We start from the raw sequence: 6994 nt of genomic DNA, 5'->3' as shown, positions 1-6994 counted from the left end.
AGATGGGTATAAGAGACGGGGATGGAGGAGAAGGGATGGCGGCGGGGATGGCTCGTCGCGGTCCTCCTGGGCCTTCCAGCGGTGGCGGGAGCCGAACCGGTGGAGGACCCGGCGCCGGAGGACGCGGATCAGCCGCTCCACGTCGCCCGTGAGGACGGCGGCGACGGCGAGGACGCTTCCAAGGCGGCGTCGGGCGACGCGCTGGACGGCGCGGTGGCGCAGGCGATGCCTGGCCCCGCGCAGGGTCCGGTGAGGGGCGCGCCGGAGCAGGTGGATGCCCCCAGCGCGCCGGTGCCCGACGCGGCCGTGCCGGGCGCGAAGAAGAAGAACAAGGGCGCGGACACGCTGGGCGAGGCGCCGGACGAAGCGGACAAGGCGGACGACAAGGGCAAGACGCAGCAGCGCATCCGGGTGTTCGGCCGCGTGTTCGCGCAGGGCACCGCCGACGAGCGCCAGAAGTATCAGCGCGACCTGGGCATCGAGTCGGCGCGCGTGGGCGTGGCCGCGTCGCTGTCCAACCTGGAGGCGGAGGTGAGCGCGGATCTCGCCTCCAAGACGATCCTCAAGGACGCCTTCGTGCGGCTGGCGGATGACTCCAAGCGGCTGCGCCTGTACGCGGGCCGCTTCAAGTCGCCCTTCCTCCAGCGCTCGCTGGAATCCGCGTGGAGCCTGCCCCTGCAGGGGCGCGGCCTGGTGGAGGACTACCTCACGGACACCAACGGCCTGGGCGGCCGGCGTCTGGGATTGATGGGCGAGGTGCGGCTCAAGGAGGCCTGGGGCCTGAAGCTGTCCGCGGGCCTCTTCGAGGGCGGCGAGGGCCCGGGCGGGGAGCGGCTGAGCGAGGACGGCGCGGCGCGCCTGAGCGTGCGGCCCTTCAAGTTCCTCACCGTGGGCGCGAGCACCTACCTCACGCAGGTCATCGACGGGACGCAGCGCTACGCGACGGCGGCGGACGCGGAGGTGACGCTGTGGGGTCTGTCATTGACCGGCGAAGTGGCGCGCGGCCAGCTGGCGCTGGGGCCCTTCATGTCGCAGTCGGTGCTGGCGTACTGGACGGTGCCGGTGGGCCGCGAGGGCTGGGCCGTGCAGCCCATGGTGGGGGCGGAGGCGTTGCAATTGCAGGGTGGAATTCAGGCGCAGGGCCATGCGCTGACGGGGGGCTTCAACGTGTTGCTGGCGGATTCCTTCAAGGCCCAGGTCCAGGCCGAGCGTGCGCTCCGGCCGGGGGACCTGGAGCCCGCACTTGAGCTGTCATTGCAGCTCGCCACCCGCTTCCGGTGAGGAGACACGGACATGATCTCGTTCGCTGAAGGCGAAGTCACCAAGTTGCGCCGTGAATTCAAGGTGGTGCTGCAAGGCTCCGAGGCCGGGGCGGTGTGCGCCCAGCTGTCGCAGGAGCTGGGCGGGGGGCTGCCACCGCCCACGCGCATCGTGTCGGTGTACTTCGACAAGCAGGGGTATCCGCTGGCCGAGCGCGCCATCCACACGCCGGACAACTGCATCAAGGTGAGGACGAAGGAGTACTCGCCGGACGTGGGCACGGCGGGCCGTGAGCGCGTGGTGCTGGAGGTGAAGCGCGAGCGCGGCGGGCTCACGCAGAAGCGGCGTGTCTGGGTTCCGCGCGCGGAGCTGGGCCGGGCGATTCGCGGCGGGGTGAGCCTGTTGCCGCTCATCGCGGGCGGCAGCCTGATGCCGGTGCTGGCGGTGACGTACCGGCGGCACGTGTATCAGGTGTCGCAGGCGTGGCGGGTGACGGTGGACCGGGACATCGGCTTCCACCAGGTGTCGCCGGAGCTGGCGTTGTCGCCCACCGCGCTGACGGTGGAACGACTGGGAATGCCGCTGTGGGAGGACTCGCGGGTGGTGGTGGAGGTGAAGCACCTCGGGGCGGAACTGCCCGAGTGGCTGGCGGCCCTCAATCCGGGGGGCGCGCCGGCCTACAGCAAGTTCGCGGAAGGAATGGCGAGGGTGCATGCCTTCGCCGCGGCCGGGGTTGGGGTTGCAGGGGGATAGGGTACCGTGTTCATCGATTTCGAAGGCATTGACGGCAGCGGCAAGACGACGCTCTCCAACCTGCTCACCGCGCGGCTCAAGCGGATGGGCTACAAAGTGACACATGCGCGGGAAGGCGGCGAATTGCAGTCGCCCACGGCCCGGCGCATCCGGGAGCTGACGCGGGACTCGCGGCTGCTGGAGATGGGTCCGCGCGCCGAGTTCTTCCTGAACCTGGCGCGGGACGCGCAGCAGTTGGAGGAGGTCATCGCGCCCTCGCTCAAGCGGGGCGAGGTGTGCATCACCGACCGCTACCTGTACTCGCAGCTCGCGCTGACGGCGGGGGGGCGGGGCCTGAAGGAGAACGCGCTCCTGCCCGCCTGCGAGCTGGCGTCGCAGGGCCTGTGGCCGGACCTGGTCATCCTGGTGGACGTGGATCCGGACCTGGCGCGGCTGCGCAAGCGGCTGGGCAAGCTGCAGAGCGGGCGCGCCAACGACACGGACAGCCGCAAGGGCCTGGTGGGCGCGGGGCTGGCGGTGCGCGTGCGCGAGGCGTTCCTGGAGCAGGCCCGGAAGGATCCGACGCGGTGGATCATCCTGGAGAACAACGATCAGCCCCTGCGCATGCTGGAGCAGCGGCTGGTGGAGGCCGTCGTCGCGCGGCTGGAGGGCCGCGAGCAGCCGGTGCAGCGGATGGTGCCGGCCCCTGCCCCGCCGCTGCCGGGCGTGCCGTCGGTGGACGATGTGGAAGAGCGCTTCTTCCACGCGCTGGACGGCCTGGAGGCGCGCGAGCCGCAGCTCGCGGTGTGGCTGCTCAATGGCATCCCCGGCCTGCCCGCGCACCAGCGCCGGCTGGCGTACGCGGAGCGGCTGCCGGGGCTGGTGGCTCGAAGCCTGACGGGGCTGGACGACGACACGGCGTGGACGCTGCGCGAGGTGCTGGCGCCGAGCGTGCCGGTGGACGTGGCGGAGGGCCTGGGGTTCGTCACCTCCCCGCGCTCGCACGCGCTGCGCCAGCGGCTGTACGCGCAGGCGCCGGCGGCGGTGCTGGAGGGGCTCAAGCGCCAGGACTCGCCGGAGGCGTGGGCGCTGCGGGAGCGCGGCATGAAGGATGGCCACCTGGGCGCGGTGCTGCTGGGCCTGGCCGGGGTGGATGGTGAGGAGTCCTGGGTGGTGCGCGAGGCGGGCATGCAGCGCAAGCTGTACGCCGAGGTGGCGCGCAGCCTGGGAGGGCTTGCCACGGAGCGCGCGGAGGCGCTGCGCGAGGTGCTGCTCAAGCACGACCGGCTTTCGGTGCTCAAGAGCACCACGGGGCTGGAGACGCCGCTGGCGCTGGGGCTGCGCGAGCAGTTGGAGAAGGGCGCGCTGAAGCTGGTGCTGCGCTCGCTCACCGGGGTGGATTCGCCCCGGGCCTGGGAGATGCGCGAGCGGGGGGCGCCGCTCACGAAGGAGGCGCTGGACTCCGTGGACGGAATGGATGTTCCGCGGGCGTGGAGGCTGCGGGCCTCCTCGGCGCGCCGGTGGCCGGCGACGGTGGTGTCCTCGATGCGGGGGCTGCCGCTGGTGGCGGAGACGCGGGCGCTGCTGGAGCGGGTGCTTTCGGAGCAGGGTGGGAGCCTGCCGGTGCTGCGCAACGCCTATGCGGTGGTGGCGCAGGCCCGGCTCCTGGAGCAGGCGGCGCGCACGGTGCGGCCCTCGGTGGAGACGTCCACGGCCCACCTGGGACGGCAGGAAGCATGACGCCCATGGAAGGTCCATTCGCGACGATGTTCCAGGACGTGGAGCGGGAGCTTCAGTCGCTGTCGATGGCGTCGATGCTGCCGAGGCTGGTGGCGGCGGCGCTCATCGGAGCGCTGCTGTCGTCGCGGCCCTGGCGGCTGGTGATGGGCAAGCCGCTGCCGAAGTCGGACATGGTGCAGGCGCAGATCCTCCTCTGCGCGGCGGCGGCGGTCATCACCGCGGTGATTGGAGACAGCGTGGCGAAGGCGTTCGGCCTGGTGGGGCTGGGCGGCTTCGTTCGGTTCCGCTCGGGGCTGAAGGATCCGCGCGACGCGGCCATCCTGTTCCTGGTGATTGGCCTGGGCATGGCGTGCGGCCACGGCAACCTGGTGCTGGCGAGCGTGGGCACGGCATTCGTGATGGTGCTGCTGCTGGTGCTGGACCTGTTCGAGAAGAAGGAGTCGCCGACGGCGGGCGCGAAGCAGCGGCTGGTGTTGTCCGCGCAGTCGGACGACCTGGTGCGCGCGGAGGCGACGCTGCGCAAGGCGCTGGGGGAGCGCAACGTGATGGTGAAGAGCTGCGCGTTGGACTTCTCCTCCCGGCGGTTGGAATTGGAAGTGGAGGAGCCCGAGCCCGGGACACTGGCGGCGGCGTTGGGCAAGACGGAAGGGTCATCCCTGCGGGGGTTGCGGTGGACGGCGGTGAGCGCCAAGGGCGCGCGGGAGGAGATGGCATGAAGTTCAGGAAATGGGCGGTGCTGTTCGCGGCGTGTGGCTCCCTGGTGGCGTGTGGTGGTGGCGGAAGCCTGCCCACGGGGAACGACCCCGGCGCGCCCACGACGAATCCGGACGGCACGGTGGACCTGCCGGGGGACGCGGTCCAGCCGGACAACGGGCAGACCGGCGGGGAGAACAACCCGGACGAATACACGAAGCTGTGGCCGCTGACGCAGGGCTCCACGTGGACCTACCGCATCAACGACCCGGTGAGCGGGGTGTTCAACAAGACGGTGACGGTGCTGGGCCCGGAGACGGTGCCAGACACGCAGATGACGGCCATCAAGGTGCACAGCAAGCAGGACCGCACGGCGACGACGGGCACGGTGTACGAGGAGAACTCGTGGCAGTTGGAGCTGACGAACGGGCTGGTGGTGCGCCTGCGCGAGGAGGACATCACGGATGGCCTGCGCACCCGGGCGACGACCTGGTCCCCGGCGATGATGAAGTCGCTGGCGGCGGCGCCGGCCTCCGTGCCCTGGGAGCACCAGGACGCGGTGCGCGAGCTGATCACGTATGACGCGGGCGGGACGGAGGGGAAGGATCCGACCTACGTCTGGAAGGTGCTCGCGAAGGACGTGACGGTGACGACGCCCGCGGGCACGTTCACCAACGCCATCAAGGTCCAGCGCGACAAGCTGAACAAGAGCGGCGAGGTGAAGGAGGAGAAGCAGCGGATGTACTGGCTGGTTCCCGGCGTGGGCAAGGTCCGCGAGGAAGGCGAACGGACCGAGGAGCTGGTCTCGTTCGATGTGAAGAAGCCGTAGGGCTGGGTTCAGGCCTGCGCGCCGTCGTCGTACGACACGCGCAGGCCCTGGTGCGTCACCGTGATGAGCGGGCGGCCCATCCAGCCGCAGTGCGTACAGACCGCGTTCGGGCCTCGGGCCGTCACGCGCACCGGCAGGTCCGCCTCGCACACGGGGCACCCTTCCGGCAGGGTGTACTCGCGGGTCTCGGTAGCGATTCCGGTCATGGACTCAGGGGTAATGCAGCGTTCGGGCTCCGCAAGCCCGCCTGCTCGCTGTGTTCCGCCTTCACCCTGACGAACCACCGTGAAGGCCTGTTCACACAGCCTTCGGCCTCACGCGTCGCTCGTCCGCCTGTCTCCCCCTTCAGGGACGTTTTTCGGATGAACGTTCGACCATGAACGGTTGGGCCCCGGTCCCGAATGTCTCGGGCCGGAGGATTCATGGACCGGACGAAGTCTCTATCGCTCGCCCCCCTGGCTGCCCTGCTTGTGCTGGGCTGCGCTGCGGGTACCGCGCTCGCCCTGCCGCGTGATCCCTATCTGCAGCGCGTGGGTCCCGACACCGCCACCGTGGCGTTCCGGCTCGCTTCGAATTGCTCATCGGCCCAGGTCCGCTATGGCGTCGGCAACACCAGCACGGTGGCGCGCTCCACGGACTCCGCGCGCATCCATGCCGTGGTCCTCACCGGCCTGACTCCCGCCACCACCTATACGTATTCGGTGGACGCGTGCGGTGAGACGACCCCCGCGAAGACCTTCGGCACCGCGCCCGTCAGCGGCACCCGGCGCGTGCACTTCGCCGCCGTGGGTGACTTCGGCACGGGCGGCAGCGACCAGAAGAAGGTCGCCGCCGCCATGCTCACCAACAAGCCGGAGCTCTTCGTGGCGCTGGGCGACAACGCCTACGCGTCCGGCACCGAGACCGAATTCCAGACGAACCTCTTCACCCCCATGGCCGCCCTGCTCGCGCAGGTGCCCATGTTCGCCACCCCGGGCAACCACGAGTACGTGACCAACGAGGCCCAGCCCTACCTGGACAACCTCTACCTGCCCACCAACAACGCCGAAGGCTCGGAGCGCTACTACTCGTTCGACTGGGGCCACGTGCACTTCGTCTCCATCGACTCGAACTGCGCCGTGGGGCTCGCGTCCGCGTCCAAGTGCACGCTCGCCGCGCAGAAGGCCTTCGTGGAGAAGGACCTGGCCGCCACCACGCAGCCGTGGAAGGTCGTCTTCTTCCACCACCCTTCCTGGTCCAGCGGCGAGCACGGCTCGCAGCTCACCATGCGCCGCCAGTTCGGCCCGCTGTTCGAGAAGTACGGCGTGGACCTGGTCCTCACCGGCCATGATCACGACTACGAACGCAGCAAGCCCATGCTGGGCGACGCCGAGGCTGGCAAGACCGAGCGCGGAATCCCCTACCTCGTCGTGGGCGGCGGCGGCGCCACGCTGCGCGCCTTCGCCACCTCCCGCCCTTCCTGGAGCGTCATTCGCGATGACGCGGCCCACGGCTTCCTCGACGTCGACGTCGTGGAGGGCACCCTCACCGCGAAGCTCGTGAAGACGGACGGTGGCGTGCTCGACTCCTTCTCCCTCACCAAGGAGCTGCCCGCTCCTCCCCCGCCCCCGCAGGGCACGCTCAACGTCACCGTCGGCAACGCCAGCGGCCCCGCACCCCACACGGCCGCGTTCGTCGCCACGGCCTCACAGGCGGGCGCCACCGTCGCGTGGGACTTTGGCGACGAACGCGGCCGTGTGG

At 70.5% G+C, this 6994-nt stretch carries 7 protein-coding genes; 6 read left to right on the top strand and 1 reads right to left on the bottom strand.

The window, feature by feature from the left end; translation table 11 throughout:
• Positions 1 to 21 precede the first annotated feature (21 nt).
• Genes D7Y13_RS35800 through D7Y13_RS35780 form a run of 5 tightly spaced genes read left to right on the top strand, consistent with a single transcriptional unit; the run spans position 22 to position 5254 of the window.
• A complete protein-coding gene (locus tag D7Y13_RS35800) occupies positions 22 to 1281 on the top strand; it encodes a hypothetical protein (protein ID WP_120585858.1) in 1260 nt (419 codons plus the stop codon).
• 12 nt (positions 1282 to 1293) lie between these two features.
• Entirely contained in the window at positions 1294 to 2013 is a 720-nt protein-coding gene (locus D7Y13_RS35795; protein ID WP_120537784.1) for a VTC domain-containing protein, read from the top strand.
• Between the two features lie 6 nt (positions 2014 to 2019).
• A complete protein-coding gene (tmk, locus tag D7Y13_RS35790) occupies positions 2020 to 3732 on the top strand; it encodes a dTMP kinase (protein ID WP_120537785.1) in 1713 nt (570 codons plus the stop codon).
• A 5-nt stretch (positions 3733 to 3737) separates the two neighbouring features.
• Positions 3738 to 4448 carry a DUF4956 domain-containing protein gene (locus D7Y13_RS35785; protein WP_120537788.1) on the top strand — a complete coding sequence of 237 codons (711 nt, stop codon included), beginning with the start codon at positions 3738 to 3740 and terminating at the stop codon, positions 4446 to 4448.
• Positions 4445 to 5254 carry a hypothetical protein gene (locus tag D7Y13_RS35780; RefSeq protein ID WP_120585857.1) on the top strand — a complete coding sequence of 270 codons (810 nt, stop codon included), beginning with the start codon at positions 4445 to 4447 and terminating at the stop codon, positions 5252 to 5254. The genes D7Y13_RS35785 and D7Y13_RS35780 overlap by 4 nt, the downstream gene beginning before the upstream one ends.
• An 8-nt stretch (positions 5255 to 5262) precedes the next feature.
• On the opposite strand, the gene D7Y13_RS35775 is transcribed toward D7Y13_RS35780, so the two are convergent.
• Positions 5263 to 5460 (bottom strand): hypothetical protein, encoded by a 198-nt coding sequence (locus tag D7Y13_RS35775; RefSeq protein WP_120537787.1) that lies wholly within the window; start codon positions 5458 to 5460, stop codon positions 5263 to 5265.
• Positions 5461 to 5676: 216 nt separating this feature from the next.
• Between D7Y13_RS35775 and D7Y13_RS35770 the strand changes: the two genes are divergently transcribed.
• Positions 5677 to 6994, top strand: a 1318-nt coding sequence (locus D7Y13_RS35770; RefSeq protein WP_120630941.1) for a purple acid phosphatase family protein, incomplete at its 3' end; no start/stop codon positions are given.

The sequence above is a fragment of the Corallococcus praedator genome (genome assembly GCF_003612125.1).
In the GTDB taxonomy this organism is placed as follows: Bacteria; Myxococcota; Myxococcia; order Myxococcales; family Myxococcaceae; genus Corallococcus; species Corallococcus praedator.
Note: the sequence above shows the minus strand (reverse complement) of the source record. Positions and strands in the feature narration are given on the sequence as shown.

Coding starts and splice junctions, on each gene's coding strand:
- D7Y13_RS35800 (WP_120585858.1), top strand. CDS start 22: ATGGAGGAGAAGGGATGGCGGCGGGGATGGCTCGTCGCGGTCCTCCTG.
- D7Y13_RS35795 (WP_120537784.1), top strand. CDS start 1,294: ATGATCTCGTTCGCTGAAGGCGAAGTCACCAAGTTGCGCCGTGAATTC.
- D7Y13_RS35785 (WP_120537788.1), top strand. CDS start 3,738: ATGGAAGGTCCATTCGCGACGATGTTCCAGGACGTGGAGCGGGAGCTT.
- D7Y13_RS35780 (WP_120585857.1), top strand. CDS start 4,445: ATGAAGTTCAGGAAATGGGCGGTGCTGTTCGCGGCGTGTGGCTCCCTG.
- D7Y13_RS35775 (WP_120537787.1), bottom strand. CDS start 5,460: ATGACCGGAATCGCTACCGAGACCCGCGAGTACACCCTGCCGGAAGGG.